The following is a 17328-nucleotide window of genomic DNA, read 5'->3' as shown; positions in this document are numbered from 1 at the left end:
TGGCAAGGGCGCCGGGCCGCCCGCTTCTGTCGCCGGGCTCTCAAATCCCGGCTTGGGGGGATGGCGCGCTTCGTCGGCCTTGGCTAAGATGCGCCGTCTGATTTTTCGGAGAGTACCCATGCCAAGGGCAAATGAAGTCAAAAAGGGAATGGTGGTCGAGCTGGACGGCAAGCTGCTGATGGTGCGCGACATCGAGGTGCAGAGCCCGAGCGCCCGGGGTGCCACCACCCTGTACAAGATGCGCTTTACCGATCTCAAGAGCGGCCTCAAGGTGGAGGAGCGCTTCAAGGGTGACGACCTGCTCACCACCGTGGAGCTGCAGCGGCGCACCGTGGTGCTGTCCTACGTGGACGGCGACGACCATATCTTTATGGACACCGAGGATTACAGCCAGTACCCGATCCGCTCCGCCGACATCGCCGAGGAGCTGCAGTTTCTGGACGAAAGCACCCAGGGCATCCAGGTGATGCTGGTGGACGGTCAGGTGATCGGTCTGGAACCGCCTCAGGTGGTGGAGATGGAAATCGTGGACACCACGCCCGAAATCAAGGGTGCCTCGGCTTCGGCCCGTACCAAGCCGGCTACCTTTGCCACCGGCCTCACCATACAGGTGCCGGAATACCTGAAGATAGGCGACAAGGTGCGCATCCATACCACCGAACGGCGCTACATGGGCCGGGCCGACTGAGGACACCGTCCGGGTGCTATGCTTGCAACTGAGTTCACCATCGGAGATGAAGGGATGAAAGCTGCAAGCATACTGGCGGCGGCGGCCGTGCTGGCCGCCGCCAGCGTCAGCGCCACCCCGGCGCCGGAAGGCGCCCGGGTCTATTTCATTACGCCGGCCGACGGCGAGGTGCTGGGGCCGGAATTCACGGTCCGCTTCGGGCTGGAAGGCATGGGCGTGGCCCCGGCCGGGGTGGAGATGGCCAACACCGGCCACCATCACCTGCTGATCAACGCCGATCCCATGCCGGATCTGGCCGCGCCGCTGCCGGCCAGCGATCAGGTGCGGCACTTCGGCGGCGGCCAGACCGAGACCCGGCTCAGCCTGCCGCCGGGGGATTACCGGCTGCAACTGGTGCTGGGGGATCATTTGCACGCTCCCCACCAGCCGCCGGTGATGTCCGAGCCCATTCATATCCGGGTGGAAGGGTAGGGCCGGCCCGACCCTGTTGTTGCCTGGCGCCGCTGCGGCGCCATTTTTTATCGAAGGAGCCCGTCGATGGCGAAGATAGTGCTGCTGGCCAACCTGAACTGCGACCATGTGCTGCTGCTGGACGAGCCGCTGCGCGCCGGCGGCCGGCTGCTGTACCGGGATCAGGGCCGGCGCCTGGGCGGCGGCGCCGCCAACACCGGGGTGGGGCTGCTGTGGGCCGGGCATCAGGTGGCCATCGCCTCCCGGGTCGGACGGGACGACACCGGGGACTGGCTCTGCCAGCAGGCCCGGGAGCTGGGGCTCGACGTCGGGCATGTGGAGCGCTTCGACGGCGAGACCGGCGAACTGCTGGTGCTGGTGGACAGTCAGGGCGAGCGCACCATACTGCGCCAGGCCCGCCGTCCCGCCCTGCCCGGCCAGTTGCCCGACACGCCGGTGGACTGCCTTTACGTCAACCTGGACGGGGCCGAGGTGGCCGGCTACATGGCGCGGATGGCCGAGCACAGCCTGGTGGTCGGCCAGTATCCCAAGGGTGGGCGCTGGCCCAGGCCCTGCCAGGTGCTGATCGCCTCCGCCGCCGACCTGGCCCGGCACAGGGATCTCTGGGCCCATGCCCGCGAGCTGGCCGGGGAGCGGCTGCAGTGGCTGGTGGTAACCCACGGCGAGCAGGGTGCCGAGGCCTTCTCGGCCGAACGGCACCTCCGGGTACCGGCCCGGCCGGTGTCGGTGGTGGACGCCACCGGCGCGGGGGATGCCTTCGCCGGCGGCCTGATCCACGGCCTGGTGTCGGGGCTGGAGATGTCGGCGGCCCTGGCCCAGGCTGGCCAGTGGGCGGCCTATACCCTGTCGTCCAGCACTTCCATTCCCTCCGAGCAACTGAAGGCTTATCTGCGCCGTGCCGGCTGAATTCGGGGCCGGTCGCTGGTAAGCTCTGGGTTCCGTCCCGGTTTTTGGAATCAAGGCATTGGATAACGGCCTCTTTATTTCCTTTCTCAACCTGTGCTGGCGTTGGTCGGTGTTCCTGATGTTTCCACTGCTGGTGCTGCTGTACAGCCAGTTGCTGGGTTTGCCCCTGGCCGAGTTCGACAACGGCGTCAATCACCACAAGTGGCTGATCACCCTGCTTTATCTGCTCTATGTGTTGCTCTGGCTGCGTTTCGACCGGCGGGTCACCGCCCTGCTCGAGCAACGGAGGCGCTGATGGAGGGATGGATCGCGGCTGGCTGGCCCTGGTTGCTCGTCCTGGCGGGCATCGTCGCCGGCTGGGGCCTGACCCGGCTCGGCCTGCATTCCCGGTTGCTGCTGCTGGCCCAGCGCAACGAACAGTTGCAGGCCCGGCTGGACGAGCGCGACCGGGAGCTGCAGGACAGCCGACAGCGGCTGGAACAGCAGCAGCAACTGGTGCTGAAGATGAACGGCCGGCTCAAGGAATACGAGACCCTGTTGCGCCAGGAGCGCCAGTGGGCGGCGGAGAAGCAGGCCCAGTTCGAAGCCAGCGAACAGCGTCTGGCCCAGCAGTTCGAAAACCTGGCCCAGCGCATCTTCGAGCAGAAGACCCATAACTTCCGCGAACTGAACCAGCACAGCCTGGACGGCCTGCTCGGCCCCCTGCGCGAGCAGTTGGAGGGCTTTCGCCGCACCATGCAGGAAAGCCACGCCGACGAGAGCCGCCAGCGCCACAGCCTGAAATTCGAAATCGAGCGGCTGGCCGAGCTCAACCGGCAGATGAGCGCCGACACCGCCGCCCTGACCCGGGCCCTGAAGGGGGACAGCAAGCAGCAGGGCAACTGGGGCGAGGTGGTGCTGGCCCGGGTGCTGTCCGAGTCGGGGCTGCGCGAGGGCCATGAGTACAGTACCCAGCAGAGCCTCACCAACACCGACGGCAAGCGCTACCAGCCGGACGTGGTGGTGCACCTGCCCCAGAACAAGGACATCATCATCGACGCCAAGGTGTCGCTCACCGCCTACGAGCGCTACTTCAACGGCGAGGACGAGGCCGGGCGGGAGCAGGCCCTGCGCGAGCATGTGGCCTCGGTGCGCGGCCATATCCGCGAGCTGGGGCGCAAGGACTACCAGCAACTGCAGGGGGTGCGCACCCTCGACTACGTGCTGATGTTCGTGGCGGTGGAGCCGGCCTTCCTGGTGGCGGTGGAGGCGGAGCCGGGGCTGGTGAAGTACGCCCTGGACCACAACATCCTGCTGGTCAGCCCCACCAACCTGCTGGTGGCCCTGCGCACCATAGAGAACCTGTGGCGGGTGGAGCGGCAGAACCAGAACGCGCGCAAGATCGCCGAATCGGCGGGCAAGATCTACGAAAAACTGCGCCTGTTCACGGAAGACATGGAGGCGGTGGGCCAGTCGCTGCAGCGGGCCGACGACAGCTACCAGAAGGCGATGAAGAAGCTGACCACGGGCCGGGGCAACCTGATCCGCCAGGCCGAGGCGTTCCGCGAGCTGGGGGTGGAGGTGGCCAAGCCCCTGCCCGAGCACCTGCGGGAGGCGGCGGCGGAGGAGACGCCGCCGCCCCTGCTCAACCGCGCCAGAAGCTAGGGAAGAACAGCACCGCCACCGTCAGTATCTCCAGCCGGCCCATCAGCATGCCGACCGCCATCAGCCACTTGGCGGTATCCGGCAGGGTGGCGAAGTTGCCGCTCGGGCCTATCGTTTCGCCGATGCCCGGCCCCACGTTGGCCACGGCGGTCATGGCGGCGGTAATGGCGATCATCGGCTCCAGCCCCATCAGGGCGAGCACCAGCGCCAGCAGCGCCATGGTGGCGAAGTAACCCATGATAAAGGTGACCAGGGAGCGGATGATGTCGTCGTTCACCGGTCGGCCGTTGTATTTCTGGGGAAATACCGCCCGGGGGTGCATCAATTGGTGCAGCTGTTTGCGGAACAGGGCCATGGCCACCTGGAAACGGAACACCTTGAAGCCGCCGGCGGTCGAGCCGGAGCAGGCGCCCGAAACCATCAGGATGGCGAACAGCACCAGGGAGAAGGGCCCCCAGGTACCGAAGTCGTCCAGCCCGTAGCCGGTGGTGGTCACGATGGAGATCAGGTTGAACAGGCTGAGGCGAATGGCATCGGCCAACGGGAAGCGGCCCTGCCACCAGAGATAGAGGCTGAGTGCCAGGGTGGTCGCCAGCACCAGTATCAGGAAGCCCCTCACCTGGGCGTCGCGCAGCAGGGCCAGGTTGCGGTGCTGCAGGCTGGACACCATCAGCAGGAAGGGCAGGCCGCCGATGAACATGAAGACGATGGCCACCCAGTGGGCGGTGGCGGAGAAGTGCCCCATGGAGCCGTCCGAGGTGGAATAACCGCCGGTGCTCAGGGTGGTCATGGCGTGGTTGATGGCCTCGAACAGGGTCATCTCGGTGAGCAGATAGTAGCTCAGCATGCACAGCAGGCTGAGCAGCAGGTACAGCTGGACGATGTGTTTGGCCACGGTGGCGGCGCGGGGGGCGGCCTTGTCGGACCAGTCGGAGGATTCGGTCTGGAACAGCCGCATCCCGCCCACGTTGAGGTAAGGCAATATCGCCACCGCCGCCACGATAAAGCCAAGGCCGCCGAGCCACTGCAGCACGGAGCGCCACAGCAGTATGGGTTTGGACATCCCGTCCAGGCCGCTGAGCACGGTGGAGCCGGTGGTGGTTACGCCGGACATGGCCTCGAAGAAGGCGTCGGTAAAGCTGATATGGGTGATGAACACGAAGGGCAGGGCGGAAAAGACGCAGACGGTGGACCACACCAGGGTGGTCAGCAGAAACATCTCCCGGACCCGAAGACGGATTTCCGCCTTCTGGCCATAAGCCAGCAGGCCGAAGGCGGTGCCATGGGTCAGCAGGGTGGCCAGCAGGAACTCCTGGAAGCCTCCGCCCCTGCTGAACAGGGCCAGCAGGGTAGGCAGCCACATGAACAACGCCAGCTTCGACAACGCCATGCTCAGTACGAAGGCGATGGGGCGAAGGTTGAACATGGACGCTCCTTACAGGAAGAAGGGACTGGGCTGGAACAGCCGCTCCACTTCCGGGATGAATTTCTTGTCCACCAGGAACAGCACCACGTGGTCGTTCTGCTCGATCACCGTCTTGTCGTGGGCGATCAGCACCTCGTCGCCACGTACGATGGCGCCGATGGTGGTGCCCGGCGGCAGCTTGAGTTCGCCCACCTGGCGGCCCACCACCTTGGAGGTACTGCTGTCGCCATGGGCGATGGCCTCGATGGCCTCGGCCGCCCCCCGGCGCAGGGAGTAGACGTTGACGATGTCGGCCCGGCGCACATGGGTGAGCAGGGCCGAGATGGTGGCCTGCTGGGGCGAGATGGCCACGTCGATGGTGCCGCCCTGCACCAGATCCACGTAGGCGCCGCGCTGGATCAGCACCATCACCTTCTTGGCGCCCATCTTCTTGGCGAGCATGGCCGACATGATGTTGGCCTCGTCCTTGTTGGTGACGGCGATGAAGACGTCCACCTGATCGATATGCTCCTCCACCAGCAGCTCCTGATCGGCGGCATCGCCGCAGAAGACGATGGTGTGCTCCAGTATCTCGGACAGCTGTTCCGCGCGCCTGGGGTTGTGCTCGATAAGCTTCACCGAGTAGCGCTTTTCCAGCCGCCGGGCCAGGCCGGCACCGATGTTGCCGCCGCCCACTATCATGATGCGCTTGTAGTCGCTTTCCAGCCGCTGCAGCTCGGACATCACCGCCCGGATATGGCCGCTGGCGGCGACGAAGAACACCTCGTCGTCCGCTTCTATGATGGTGGTGCCCTGGGGCCGGATCGGCCTGTCCTGGCGGAAGATGGCCGCCACCCGGGTGTCGATGTTGGGCATGTGATCGCGCAGGGTGGACAGGGCGTTGCCCACCAGGGGGCCGCCGTAATAGGCCTTGATCGCCACCAGGCCGACCTTGCCCTCGGCGAAGTCCACCACCTGCAGGGCGCCGGGGTACTGGATCAGCCGGTAGATGTACTCGGTCACCAGTTGCTCGGGGGCGATCAGGTTGTCCACCGGCACCGCCTCGTTGAGGAACAGCCGTTCCCGCTCCACCAGGAACTCGGGGGAACGGATCCGCGCCACCTTGTTGGGGGTGTTGAACAGGGAGTAGGCCACCTGGCAGGCGATCATGTTGGTCTCGTCGCTGTTGGTCACCGCCACCAGCATGTCCGCGTCCTGGGCGCCGGCTTCGCGCAGCACCCGGGGATGGGCACCGTGGCCGTTGACCACCCGCAGGTCGTACTTGTCCTGCAGCTCGCGCAGCCGTTCGCCGTCGGTGTCCACTATGGTGATGTCGTTGTTCTCGCCCACCAGGTTTTCCGCCAGGGTACCGCCCACCTGGCCGGCGCCCAGGATAATGATCTTCATGCTTTTTTACTCAGTTTGGCGTAATAGAAGCCGTCCCGGCCCGCTTCGCCCGGCAGCAGCTGCCAGCCCGGCTGCGCCGGGCTGTCGTGCTCGTGCAGCGGCCGATGGAGCGCATCCGGGGTGCGTTGCAGGAAGGCCCGGATCTGCTCGCCGTTCTCGTCCGGCAGTATGGAGCAGGTGGCGTACAGCAGGGTGCCGCCCGGCTTGAGCCGGGCCCAGAGGGCATCGAGGATGCGTCCCTGCAGGGCCGCCAGCTGGGCGATGTCCTCCGGCCGGCGCAGCCACTTGATGTCCGGGTGGCGGCGGATGACGCCGGTGGCGGAGCAGGGCGCGTCCAGCAGGATGCGATCGAACTGTGGCCCCTGCCACCAGTCTTCCGGCCGGGCGGCGTCCCCCTGCAGCACGGTGGCCGCAAGAACGATGCGCTCCAGGTTCTGCCGTACCCGCTGCAGGCGCTCCGCATCCAGGTCCACCGCGACCAGTTGGCCGAGTTCGGGCTGGCGCTCGAGAATATGGGCCGTCTTGCCGCCCGGGGCGGCGCAGGCGTCGAGCACCAGCTCGCCGGGCGCCGCTTCGAGCAGTTGGGCCGCCATCTGGGCGGCGGCATCCTGTACCGAGCAGTGGCCCAGTTCGAAGCCGGGCAGGCTGGTGACGTCCACCGGCCGGGCCAGGCGCAGGGCCGCCTCGGCCAGGGCGTCGGGCTCGGCCTCCAGCCCTGCCTGCAGCAGCAGGCTCAGGTAGTGGCTACGGTCGTGGTGGCGGGCGTTGACCCGGATCCACATGGGCGGGTGCTGGTTGTTGGCTTCGAGGATCTGCTCCCACCGTTCCGGGTAGGCTTGCTGCAGCCGCTTCACCAGCCAGTTGGGGTGGGCCAGGCGCAGCTGGGGCAGGGCATCGACCCTGGCGATCAGCTCGTCCTGCCGGCGCTGCACGTTGCGCAGCACGCCGTTGACCATGCCCCTGAAGGGCTCGGCCTTGAGCAGCTTGCAGGCGTTGACGGTCTCGGCCAGGGCGGCGTGGGCTGGGATCCGGGTGTAGAGCAACTGGTAGATGCCCACCAGCAACAGGGCGTGCACCGGCTGGTATTTGCCCTTGAGCGGCTTTTCCAGCAGTTGCTTGGCGATGGCATCGAGCCGGCTGTACCAGCGCAGGCTGCCGAAGCAGAGCTCCTGCAGCAGCGCCCTGTCCTTGGCGGCGACTTCCTGCTGGAAACGGGGCAGCAGGGTGGACACCGACTGACCCTGGTTGATCACTTGGTGGAGGAGTTGGGCCGCGGCGGCACGGGTTTTCATAAGGATACCGATAAGTTGGGTGGGATCAGGCCAGCGTCGTGCCGGGTTCGAACCAGTCCTTGCGGGCGTTGAGCAGGTCCTGACAGGACATGGCCTTCTTGCCCGGCGGTTGCAGGCTGAGCAGGCGCAGCACGCCGTCGCCGGTGGCCACGTCGATGCCGGCCTTGCCGGCCCTGAGCAGGGTACCGGGTGGCTGCCCTGAGGCATCATCCAGCGCCTGGGCCTGCCAGACCTTGATATTGTGCCCGTCCAGCATGAAATAGCTGACCGGCCAGGGATTGAAGGCGCGCACACAGCGTTCCAGGTGGGCGGCGGGCTGGCGCCAGTCGATCAGTGCCTCTTCCTTGCTGAGCTTGTCCGCGTAGTTGGCCTGGGCGTCGTTCTGGGGCTCGGCCACCGCCTTGCCCGTGGCCAGCAGGGCCAGGGTGTGCAGCAGGGCTTGGGGGCCGATGGCCGCCAGCTTGTCATAGAGGCTGGCGGAGGTGTCGTCCGGGGCGATGGGCAGGCTGGCCTTGTGCAGCATGGCGCCGGTATCCAGTCCCTTGTCCATCTGCATGATGGTGACGCCGGTCTCGGCGTCGCCGGCCCAGATGGCCCGCTGGATGGGGGCGGCGCCCCGCCAGCGCGGCAGCAGGGAGCCGTGCACATTGATGCAGCCCAGGCGCGGGGTATCCAGCACCGCCTGGGGCAGGATCAGCCCGTAGGCCACCACCACCATGATGTCGGCGCCCAGGGCGGCCAGCTCGGCCTGGGCCTGCTCGTTGCGCAGGCTTTCGGGCTGGTGGACGGGGACGCCGGCCTGTTCGGCGAGCCCCTTGACCGGGCTGGGGGTCAGCTTCTTGCCCCGCCCGGCGGGCCGGTCCGGCTGGGTGTAGACGGCGATGACATTGTGCTCCGAGCCGAGCAGGGCCTGCAGGTGGCGGGCGGCGAAGTCCGGGGTGCCGGCGAAGATGATGTTGAGCTTGCTCAAGGGGTGTCCTTTGTCGGGATTAGCGTTGTTCTTGTTTGGCGAGTTTTTCCAGCTTCTGGCGGATGCGCTGGCGCTTGAGCGGCGACAGGTAATCGACGAACAGCTTGCCGATGAGGTGATCCATCTCGTGCTGGATGCAGATAGCCAGCAGATCGTCCGCCTCCAGCTCGAAGGGTTGGCCGCTGACGTCCTGGGCGCGCACCTTCACCCGCTCGGCCCGGGGCACCAGGGCGCGGGCGCCGGGCACCGACAGGCAGCCTTCCTCGATGCCGGTGCTGCCGGACTGCTCGAGGATTTCCGGGTTGATCAGCACCAGCCGTTCATCCCGCTCTTCGGACACGTCGATCACGATCAGCCGCTGGTGGATGTCGACCTGGGTCGCCGCCAGGCCGATGCCTTCCTCGGCGTACATGGTCTCGAACATATCATCTACAATTTGCTGCAGGGCGGGGGTGAACTCGGTGACGGGCTTGGCGACGGTTCGCAGCCGCTCGTCGGGAAAACGCAATACTTCCAATACTTTTGCCATGGTTATCAAGCTTATTCCAGGATGGATACTGTCAGTATTTTAGCCGCGTAACCACACAAAAAACAGCAGGACTTGGCCGGGGGGCAGGGATGTGATGAAACCGCAAGGAAGGCGATGGCCCGGATTGCTGCTGGCATGCTGCCTCGGCGTGCAGGCCCAGCCGCTCGAACTGAACGAGGCCCATCCCGGTCGCTACACCGTCCGCCAGGGCGATACCCTGTGGGACATCTCCGCCCGTTTCCTGAAATCCCCCTGGCTGTGGCCCAGGCTGTGGCAGGCCAATCCGCAGCTTGCCAATCCGCACCTTATCTACCCGGGGGACGAACTGGTCCTGATCTGGGTGGACGGTCAGCCCCGGCTGGTGCGCGCCGAGCCGTTTGGTGTGGTCCGGCTGTCGCCCCGGGTGCGGGAGGAGCCGGCGGTGGCCACCATTCCCCTGGCCGCCATCGCGAATTTTACCGGCAGCCACCGCATCCTGGCACCGGAGCAGCTGGAGCAGGCGCCCTATATCCTGGGGGATCAGCAGGGCAGGATGCTGATGAGCAAAGATGAAAACCTCTATGTTCGCGGCCACTTGAATCCCAATGAAACCTATGGCGTCTATCGTTCGCAGGGGGAGCTGACCGACCGGTCCGGCCGTGCCGGGTTCGGGCAGAAGGCGGCACTGGTGGGAACCGTGCAGGCCCTGGATCAACCCGGGGAGCGACTGGCCCGGGTGAGGGTGAGCAGCCTGCGGCAGGAGATGCGCCAGGGCGACCGCCTGTTGCCGCTGGCCGCCGATGGCGCCATTGCCGCCTTCTATTATCCCCGCCCCGGGCCGGCGATCGATAACGCCCATGTGCTGGCCATGGGCCGGGAGGCGGCCATGGCCGGGCGTCACGACGTGGTTTTCATCAACAAGGGAGGAGACGACGGACTCAGGGCCGGCGATCTTTACGGGGTACTGAAACCCGGGCCCGGGGTGTACGACTATGGAGACAGCGCCCTCAACCGGCTGAGCTATGCGGACACGGCGGGCCGTTACCTGCGCAATACCGGGCCGGCCACCACCTTGCCGGCCGCGCCCATCGCCCGGTTGATGGTGTTCCGGGTGTATCCGCATGTCAGCGCCGCCCTGGTGCTGGACAGCGAGGAGCCGGTGCGTTCCCACTACCCTCTGGCGGCGGTGCAGCATGCCGGCCTGCGACCTTGAACGGCACCCGCTGCTGCCCTGGCTGGCGCTGCGCCACACCACCGGCATAGGCCCGGTCGGTGCCGTCAGGCTCTACCAGAAGCTGGGTGCCGCCTGGTTCAATTCGCCGGCACTCGCCGGCTGTGACCTGAGCGAAGGGCAACGGCGGCAACTGCTCAGTCCCCAATGGCCGGTGCTGGAGCGGCTGCTGGCCTGGCAGGAGGCTGGCCGCCAACGCCATATCCTGGCATGGGACCACCCCGACTACCCCGCGCAGCTCAAGTCGGCGACCGGTGCGCCTATCCTGCTGTTCGTTGACGGCGAACTGGCGGCGTTGCGACGGGAGCAACTGGCGGTGGTGGGCAGCCGCCACCCCTCCTATGTCGGCCGGGAAAACACCAGGACCCTGGTGCCCCTGCTGGTGGAGGCCGGTCTGGCCATCACCTCGGGGCTGGCCATCGGCATCGACGGTCTGAGCCACCAGGCGGCGCTGGACAAGGGGGGCATCACCCTGGCGGTACTGGGGTCGGGGCTGGAGCAATGCTATCCCAGGCGCCATCGCCGCCTGGCCACGGACATCATGGCGCGGGGCGGTGCCCTGCTGTCCGAGTGCTATCCCTGGGAAGGGCCGCTGGCCCATCACTTCCCCCGCCGCAATCGCATCATCAGCGGGCTGAGCCTGGGGGTGCTGGTGATGGAGGCGGCGGAGCGCAGCGGCTCGCTGATCACCGCCCGCTTTGCACTGGAGCAGGGGAGGGAAGTGTTCGCCATTCCCGGCGCCTGGCAGAATCCCCAGGCCGGGGGCTGCAACCGGCTGATCCAGCAGGGAGCCAAGCTGGTCTGTGATGTCCGGGATATCCTCGAGGAACTGGCGGCCTTTTCCGAGGCGGCGATAAAAATTCATCCGCCGGTCACGGAGGAATTATTGCCTTATCCGGACTTGTTGGATAACGTAGGTTTAGAGGCAACGGCAGTGGACTTGATCGCGTCCCGTTGTCAACAGCCGGTGCAGGAGGTACTTACCCGGTTGGTCGAGCTGGAATTGGCTGGCTGGGTGGAATCCGTACCCGGGGGTTATGTCAGAGCGAGGAGGGGCTGATCATGTTCGATGTACTGATGTACTTGTTCGAAACCTACATCCATGCGGATGTGGACACCATGGTGGATCAGGACGAACTCGCCGACGAGTTGACCCAGGCGGGTTTTCACAAGGAAGAGATCCTCAAGGCCCTGGCCTGGCTGGAGCGCCTGGCCGAGCTGCAGGAGGCGGAAGAAACACCGATCTGGGCCCGCTCGGCGCCCGATTCATTCCGCATCTATACCCCGGAAGAGCTCTACAAGATCGACGCCGAAGGCCGCGGTTTCCTGCTGTTCCTCGAGCAGATCAAGGTGCTCAACGCGGAAACCCGCGAGATTGTCATCGACAGGCTGATGGAGCTGGACTCCCCGGTGATCGAACTCGACGATCTCAAGTGGGTGGTGCTGATGGTGCTGTTCAACGTGCCTGGCAGCGAGTCCGCCTACCACCAGCTGGAGGAGCTCATCTTCGAACAGCCCGAGGGGGCGGTTCACTGAGGGCGGCCGCGCTGGTAGAATTCGACCACTGAATTCGGAGGCGCGGCATGTCGAAAATCGATCCCAGTCTGTTCCATACCCACGAGCATGCCCCGCGCTGGGCCGAGGAGCCCTGTCCCCAGTGCGGGGCCAGGCTGGAGCTGCGTCACGGCAAGCACGGCGCCTTTATCGGTTGCACCGCCTACCCCCATTGCGATTACCGGCGTCCTTTCAAGGTGGTCGAACACGACGAGGACGTGGAAAGGGTGCTCGAGGGCAGTCAATGCCCGCTCTGCGACCATCCACTGGCCATCAAGAAGGGACGCTACGGCCTCTTTATCGGCTGCACCCACTACCCGCACTGCCATCATGTGGCCGATCTCAACGATCAGGGTGACGAGGAGCCGCCTTGCCCCGCCTGCGGCGAGGGCCATCTGCAGGCCAGAACCTCCCGTTACGGCAAGCGGTTCTACGGTTGCTCCCGTTATCCGGCCTGCCGTTACGTCATCAACGACAAGCCCAGGGCCGAGGCCTGTCCCGAATGCGGTTTCGGTATCCTGGCCGAACGCAAGGGACAGCTGTATTGCCCCAACAAGGGCTGTAATTATCACCGCTGACCCTTACCAAGGAAGTTTTATTGCCAATGAACCCGCAAGACTTGCTCACCGCCGTTGAGCACCTCAACAAGGGCGCCGTTATCGGCTATGCCACCGAAGCCGTGTTCGGCCTGGGCTGTGATCCGGACAATGGCGAGGCCGTGCGCCGCCTGCTCGAGATCAAGCAACGACCGGAGGAGAAGGGACTGGTGTTGATCGCCGCCGACTTCAGCCAGTTGCGTCCCTACCTGGATCTGGCGGCCCTGCCTCCCGGGCGGCTCGAGGTTATCCTGGACAGCTGGCCCGGTCCCTACACCTGGGTGATCCCGGCCAGGCCGGAGGTGCCGCTGTGGCTGCGTGGCCGGTTCGATTCCCTGGCGGTGCGGGTAACCTCCCACCGGCAGGCCCATGATCTCTGCCTGGCCTTCGGCAAACCGCTGGTGTCCACCAGCGCCAACAAGGCGGGTGACGAGCCGGCAAGAACGGTGGAAGCCCTGTCAAGCCGACTGGGTGGGGAACTGGATTTTATTCTGCCTGGTGTCACCGACGGCCTGGCCAATCCCTCCCTGATCCGGGACGGCATCACGGGCGAGACCCTGCGACCGGCCTGAACCTCAACGAATTAAGGAAGAAAAATGAGCGGTAAACCGGATACTTCGGCCGTCAAGGCGTTTTTGCTGCAACTGCAGGACGAGATCTGTGCGGCGCTGGAGCAGGCGGACGGCAGTGGCCGTTTTGTGGAGGACAGCTGGACCCGGGAAGAGGGCGGCGGTGGCCGCAGCCGGGTGCTGCGCAATGGCGCTGTGTTTGAGCAGGGCGGGGTCAACTTTTCCCATGTGCACGGGGCCGCCATGCCGGCCTCGGCCACCGCCCACCGGCCCGAACTGGCCGGTCGCTCCTTCGAGGCCATGGGGGTCTCCCTGGTGATCCACCCCCACAATCCCCATGTGCCCACCAGCCATGCCAATGTGCGTTTCTTTATCGCCGAGAAGGAAGGAGCGGATCCGGTGTGGTGGTTCGGCGGCGGCTTTGATCTCACGCCCTTCTACCCGGTGGAGGAAGACTGCCGGCACTGGCACCGGGTGGCCCATGAGCTTTGCGTCCCCTTCGGCGAACAGGTCTATCCGGAGTACAAGGCCTGGTGCGATCGCTACTTCTACCTCAAGCACCGCAATGAAACCCGGGGTGTGGGCGGGCTCTTCTTCGACGATCTGAACCACTGGCCCTTCGAGCAGTGTTTCGCCTTTATGCAGGCGGTGGGACGGGGCTACCTCGACGCCTACCTGCCGATAGTGGCCAGGCGCAAGGATACGCCTTATGGCGAACAGGAGCGGCAGTTCCAGTTATATCGGCGCGGTCGCTACGTGGAATTCAACCTGGTGTACGACAGGGGCACCCTGTTCGGCCTGCAGACCGGCGGGCGCACCGAGTCCATCCTGATGTCGATGCCGCCTCTGGCGCGCTGGGAATACAACTGGCAGCCAGCACCCGGCTCGGCCGAAGCCCGGCTGCAGGCGTTCCTGATTCCCCGGGACTGGTTTTAACTGACCGGCTCCGCCTTGGGGCCGAACAGCTCGATGACCCTGTCGATCAGCCCCTGGCGTTCGCTGCCGGGCAGGTAGGCGGCGTAGACTTCCCGGTTGATGGATGGGGCATCGGCCACCACGAACAATTGTTCCTGCTCCTGATAGATCTTGATCATCGAGCTGGGCAGGAAGGCGCTGCCACCGTGGTGCAGCAGGTATTCCAGGGCGATGCGCACCGAGCCGGTGTGCAGCAGCGGCGGCGTGGCGGTGTTGAACAGCTTGGCGTGCTGGGTATTGAAGGCGGTGCCCCAATCGATGCGGATATAGTCCTGGGCCATGGCCCTGGTGGCGTCGAGGTTGGGATAGGTGGACACCAGTTGCAGCTCCATGGTGTGCATGGCAATGTGACGCACGCCCTCGATACGGGCCGGATCGGTCAGAAAGGCCAGATCCAGGGTCCGGCCCAGCAAGGCCCGGGTCATCTGCTCGGGTGTGCGGATATCGGCCCGTAGCGACAGAGCCGGCAGTTCGCAGTAAAGCCGATGCAGTCCCGCCTGCAGGTAGGCATCCCACAGGTTGGCGGTGCCGGCCACCGCCAGTTGCTGGGTCTGGCGTTCGCTCAGGGCGACCTCGTGCTGGGCCCGGGCCCAGGCCAGCAGCATCGACTCGGCATGGGGGATCAGCGCTTCGCCGGAGGAGGTCAGCTGGATGTTGTTGCGCAGCCGGGTGAAGAGGGTGACGCCCAGCTGACTTTCGAGCTGGCGGATCCTGAAGCTGACCGCCGATGGCGTCAGGTAGAGATGTTCTGCCGCCTTGCCGAAATGGCGGGTGCGGGACACTTCCAGGAAGGTCTTTAAGAGTTCAGTATCCAAGGTCAACCATAAAGATTTTGTTCGTTAGCGCAAAATCTATTCATTTTATCGGCCAATGCAACAAAAAAAAGCGTCGAGGCTGGCAATATAATGATTTGCGCGCCCCGATACGGGCGGATTTGACCCCCGTACAGTACCGGCATTATGCCCAAGCATGAGAAGAATTCATGGACAGATACGCAGTAATCGGAAATCCCATCAGCCACAGCCAGTCGCCCTTTATCCACGGCCGCTTCGCCGAGCAGACGGGACAGGATATCAGTTACGAGCGCCTGCTCGCCCCTCTCGATGACTTTGCCGGCACCCTGGACAGTTTCAGGCAGGAAGGGGGCAAAGGCTGCAACATCACGGTTCCGTTCAAGACGGAGGCGTTGGCACTGGCCGGGCAATTAACCGAACGGGCCGAACTGGCCGGGGCGGTGAACACCCTGCAGCTGCTGCCCGATGGCCGCTGGCTGGGAGACAACACTGACGGCGCCGGGCTGGTGCTCGACCTCAAGCGCCTGGCGGTTCCCCTGAGTGGTGCCAGGATACTGCTGCTGGGCGCCGGTGGCGCTGCCCGCGGCGCCCTGGGGCCCCTGTTGGCCGAAGGGCCCGCCGAGCTGGTGGTGGCGAACCGGACCCGGGCCCGGGCCGATGAACTGGCGGCGCGCTTTTCCTCGCTCGGCAATATCGTCAGCGCCCCCCTGGACGCGCCGGGCCGCGCTTTCGATGTGATCATCAACAGCACTTCCGCCAGCCTGCAGGGTGAGCGACTGACGCTGGAAGCCGGTGTTTGCCATTCCGAGACCCGGGTCTACGATATGATGTATGGCCGGGACGAAACGGTGTTTATGGGCTGGGCCCGGGCGCAGGGGCTGAGATACCGCTACGATGGGCTGGGCATGCTGGTCGGTCAGGCCGCCGAAAGTTTCTACCTCTGGCGCGGAGTGCGGCCGGAGATAATGCCGGTGTTGACCGCGTTGAGAGCCAAGCTGGAGTCCGCAACATGAATCAGGACATTATCGTCGGCGACGATCTCTGCTGGCAGCCGCAGGAACAGCGGCTGACCTTCAGTACCCAATGGCAGGGGCGGATGATCCCCTGTTTTATCAGCCTGCACCGGCTGGAGCACATGTCCGGGCAGAGCCTGAGCGACGAGGCCAACATCATGCTGGCCTTCGAGGCGGTACGCTTCGATATCGAGGAAAAGGTCAGTGCCCTGGTGGAAGAGGAAGCCTTCGCTCCCGACGGCGCCCTCTATCTTTAGCTCCCGGATTCAGCCTTGCCGCTGCAGGTATTCATCCTTCAGCCGGACATAGTTGTCGGCTGACTCCGGCAGAAAGGCCTTCTCTGCCTCGGTGAGTGGCCGGGCCTGCCGGACCGGCGAGCCTACGTAGAGATAGCCCGGCTCCAGTTTCTTGCCCGGGGGGACCAGGCTGCCGGCACCGATAATGACATCGTCCCCGACCTCGGCCCCATCCAGAATGATGCAGCCCATGCCCACCAGCACCCGGTTGCCGATGGTGCAGGCATGCAGCATGGCCTTGTGTCCTATGGTGACATCCTCGCCGATGAGCAGCGGCAGGCCGTCGGGCCGGGCTGCGCTCTTGCGGGTGACGTGCAGCACGGTGCCATCCTGGATATTGGTGCGGGCGCCGATACGGATATAATTCACATCTCCCCGGGCTGCCACCAGGGGCCAGATACTGGCGTCGTCACCCAGCTCGATATTGCCATAGAGCACGGCGGATTCCTCGACAAAGACGTCTTTACCCAGCCTGGGGCTGATCCCGTTGTAACTTTTCAATGTAGCCATACTGCTTTACTCCCGGTCAGATAGGGGGACTCTGCCGCTATTTTAAAGCTTCCACCGCTAAAAACGAGGTTGGATTGTGCATAACCCTGTGGTTAAGCTGTATTTTTGCTGGGTTAATCAGCGCTTGGTGGCAAAAGTGATGTTTTTCACAAAAAAGCCCTTGCGCAAAAAGCGCGGCTCCCTATAATGCGCCCTCACTGACACGGCGGAACACGCCGGCGGTCACAAGCACTGACAACTTCGGTTGAAACTGCTTGACGAATCAAACGGACGGCGTAGAATACGCAGCCCTGACCCGCTAACGGTCAACGCTCTTTAACAACTTATCAAGCAAACTGTGTGGGCACTCGCAGTGGTTGGGAAACAAAAAAGATATTGTTTTTCAATGATTGTCGAAGTGCACAAACACTTCAGTAATTCATTGAGCATCAAACTTAAATTGAAGAGTTTGATCATGGCTCAGATTGAACGCTGGCGGCAGGCCTAACACATGCAAGTC

At 64.8% G+C, this 17328-nt stretch carries 20 protein-coding genes and 1 rRNA gene; 14 read left to right on the top strand and 7 right to left on the bottom strand.

Annotated elements, in window-relative coordinates; genetic code table 11:
- Nucleotides 1–118 precede the first annotated feature (118 nt).
- The 5 genes from efpL to rmuC all read left to right on the top strand — a co-directional run bounded on the left by efpL (nucleotide 119) and on the right by rmuC (nucleotide 3709).
- Nucleotides 119–688 carry an elongation factor P-like protein EfpL gene (gene efpL, locus CGX12_RS02885; protein WP_094038396.1) on the top strand — a complete coding sequence of 190 codons (570 nt, stop codon included), beginning with the start codon at nucleotides 119–121 and terminating at the stop codon, nucleotides 686–688.
- Between the two features lie 54 nt (nucleotides 689–742).
- A complete protein-coding gene (locus tag CGX12_RS02880; RefSeq protein WP_094038395.1) occupies nucleotides 743–1159 on the top strand; it encodes a DUF4399 domain-containing protein in 417 nt (138 codons plus the stop codon).
- A gap of 66 nt (nucleotides 1160–1225) precedes the next feature.
- Nucleotides 1226–2065 carry a PfkB family carbohydrate kinase gene (locus CGX12_RS02875; RefSeq protein WP_094038394.1) on the top strand — a complete coding sequence of 280 codons (840 nt, stop codon included), beginning with the start codon at nucleotides 1226–1228 and terminating at the stop codon, nucleotides 2063–2065.
- A gap of 58 nt (nucleotides 2066–2123) precedes the next feature.
- Nucleotides 2124–2360 (top strand): hypothetical protein, encoded by a 237-nt coding sequence (locus CGX12_RS02870; protein WP_094038393.1) that lies wholly within the window; start codon nucleotides 2124–2126, stop codon nucleotides 2358–2360.
- Nucleotides 2360–3709 (top strand): DNA recombination protein RmuC, encoded by a 1350-nt coding sequence (gene rmuC, locus CGX12_RS02865; RefSeq protein ID WP_094038392.1) that lies wholly within the window; start codon nucleotides 2360–2362, stop codon nucleotides 3707–3709. Before CGX12_RS02870 ends, rmuC begins: the two co-directional genes overlap by 1 nt.
- On the opposite strand, the gene CGX12_RS02860 is transcribed toward rmuC, so the two are convergent.
- The 5 genes from CGX12_RS02860 to def are packed head-to-tail and all read right to left on the bottom strand — an operon-like array spanning nucleotide 3690 to nucleotide 9312.
- Nucleotides 3690–5135 carry a TrkH family potassium uptake protein gene (locus CGX12_RS02860; RefSeq protein ID WP_094038391.1) on the bottom strand — a complete coding sequence of 482 codons (1446 nt, stop codon included), beginning with the start codon at nucleotides 5133–5135 and terminating at the stop codon, nucleotides 3690–3692. The genes rmuC and CGX12_RS02860 overlap by 20 nt on opposite strands.
- A 9-nt stretch (nucleotides 5136–5144) precedes the next feature.
- The gene (gene trkA, locus CGX12_RS02855) at nucleotides 5145–6521 is read right to left on the bottom strand and encodes a Trk system potassium transporter TrkA (RefSeq protein ID WP_094038390.1); all 1377 of its coding nucleotides are present in this window, start codon (nucleotides 6519–6521) and stop codon (nucleotides 5145–5147) included.
- Nucleotides 6518–7813 (bottom strand): 16S rRNA (cytosine(967)-C(5))-methyltransferase RsmB, encoded by a 1296-nt coding sequence (gene rsmB / locus CGX12_RS02850; protein WP_094038389.1) that lies wholly within the window; start codon nucleotides 7811–7813, stop codon nucleotides 6518–6520. Before rsmB ends, trkA begins: the two co-directional genes overlap by 4 nt.
- 25 nt (nucleotides 7814–7838) lie before the next feature.
- A complete protein-coding gene (fmt, locus tag CGX12_RS02845; protein ID WP_094038388.1) occupies nucleotides 7839–8783 on the bottom strand; it encodes a methionyl-tRNA formyltransferase in 945 nt (314 codons plus the stop codon).
- 19 nt (nucleotides 8784–8802) lie between these two features.
- Nucleotides 8803–9312, bottom strand: coding sequence for a peptide deformylase (def, locus tag CGX12_RS02840; protein ID WP_094038442.1), 510 nt, complete (start codon nucleotides 9310–9312; stop codon nucleotides 8803–8805).
- 124 nt (nucleotides 9313–9436) lie between these two features.
- On the opposite strand from def, the gene CGX12_RS02835 reads away from it, so the two are divergent.
- From CGX12_RS02835 to hemF, 6 genes are read left to right on the top strand one after another with little or no spacing between them, the layout of a single operon-like run.
- The gene (locus CGX12_RS02835) at nucleotides 9437–10504 is read left to right on the top strand and encodes a LysM peptidoglycan-binding domain-containing protein (RefSeq protein WP_176441986.1); all 1068 of its coding nucleotides are present in this window, start codon (nucleotides 9437–9439) and stop codon (nucleotides 10502–10504) included.
- A complete protein-coding gene (gene dprA / locus CGX12_RS02830; protein ID WP_094038386.1) occupies nucleotides 10485–11582 on the top strand; it encodes a DNA-processing protein DprA in 1098 nt (365 codons plus the stop codon). Before CGX12_RS02835 ends, dprA begins: the two co-directional genes overlap by 20 nt.
- 2 nt (nucleotides 11583–11584) lie before the next feature.
- Nucleotides 11585–12058 (top strand): DUF494 family protein, encoded by a 474-nt coding sequence (locus CGX12_RS02825; RefSeq protein WP_094038385.1) that lies wholly within the window; start codon nucleotides 11585–11587, stop codon nucleotides 12056–12058.
- A gap of 47 nt (nucleotides 12059–12105) precedes the next feature.
- Nucleotides 12106–12654 (top strand): DNA topoisomerase family protein, encoded by a 549-nt coding sequence (locus CGX12_RS02820; protein ID WP_094038384.1) that lies wholly within the window; start codon nucleotides 12106–12108, stop codon nucleotides 12652–12654.
- Nucleotides 12655–12680: 26 nt separating this feature from the next.
- On the top strand, nucleotides 12681–13244 hold the full coding sequence (gene tsaC, locus CGX12_RS02815) for an L-threonylcarbamoyladenylate synthase type 1 TsaC (RefSeq protein WP_094038383.1): 564 nt from the start codon (nucleotides 12681–12683) through the stop codon (nucleotides 13242–13244).
- Between the two features lie 24 nt (nucleotides 13245–13268).
- Entirely contained in the window at nucleotides 13269–14177 is a 909-nt protein-coding gene (gene hemF, locus CGX12_RS02810) for an oxygen-dependent coproporphyrinogen oxidase (RefSeq protein WP_094038382.1), read from the top strand.
- Here the strand turns inward: hemF and hdfR are convergent.
- Nucleotides 14174–15031 carry an HTH-type transcriptional regulator HdfR gene (gene hdfR, locus CGX12_RS02805; RefSeq protein WP_094038441.1) on the bottom strand — a complete coding sequence of 286 codons (858 nt, stop codon included), beginning with the start codon at nucleotides 15029–15031 and terminating at the stop codon, nucleotides 14174–14176. The two genes, hemF and hdfR, sit on opposite strands and share 4 nt — an antisense overlap.
- A gap of 167 nt (nucleotides 15032–15198) precedes the next feature.
- On the opposite strand from hdfR, the gene aroE reads away from it, so the two are divergent.
- The gene (gene aroE / locus CGX12_RS02800) at nucleotides 15199–16023 is read left to right on the top strand and encodes a shikimate dehydrogenase (RefSeq protein ID WP_094038381.1); all 825 of its coding nucleotides are present in this window, start codon (nucleotides 15199–15201) and stop codon (nucleotides 16021–16023) included.
- Nucleotides 16020–16280 (top strand): DUF1488 family protein, encoded by a 261-nt coding sequence (locus tag CGX12_RS02795; RefSeq protein ID WP_094038380.1) that lies wholly within the window; start codon nucleotides 16020–16022, stop codon nucleotides 16278–16280. The genes aroE and CGX12_RS02795 overlap by 4 nt, the downstream gene beginning before the upstream one ends.
- Before the next feature lie 9 nt (nucleotides 16281–16289).
- Here CGX12_RS02795 and CGX12_RS02790 read toward each other — a convergent pair whose 3' ends face one another.
- Nucleotides 16290–16829, bottom strand: a complete 540-nt coding sequence (locus tag CGX12_RS02790; RefSeq protein WP_094038379.1) for a gamma carbonic anhydrase family protein — start codon at nucleotides 16827–16829, stop codon at nucleotides 16290–16292.
- 436 nt (nucleotides 16830–17265) lie between these two features.
- Here CGX12_RS02790 and CGX12_RS02785 point away from each other — a divergent pair.
- Nucleotides 17266–17328, top strand: a 16S ribosomal RNA gene (locus CGX12_RS02785); the annotation flags it as partial.

Origin of the sequence: Zobellella denitrificans, assembly GCF_002237365.1 — a bacterium.
GTDB classification, from domain to species: domain Bacteria; phylum Pseudomonadota; class Gammaproteobacteria; order Enterobacterales; family Aeromonadaceae; genus Oceanimonas; species Oceanimonas denitrificans.
This window is presented reverse-complemented; position numbering and strand designations above follow the sequence as displayed.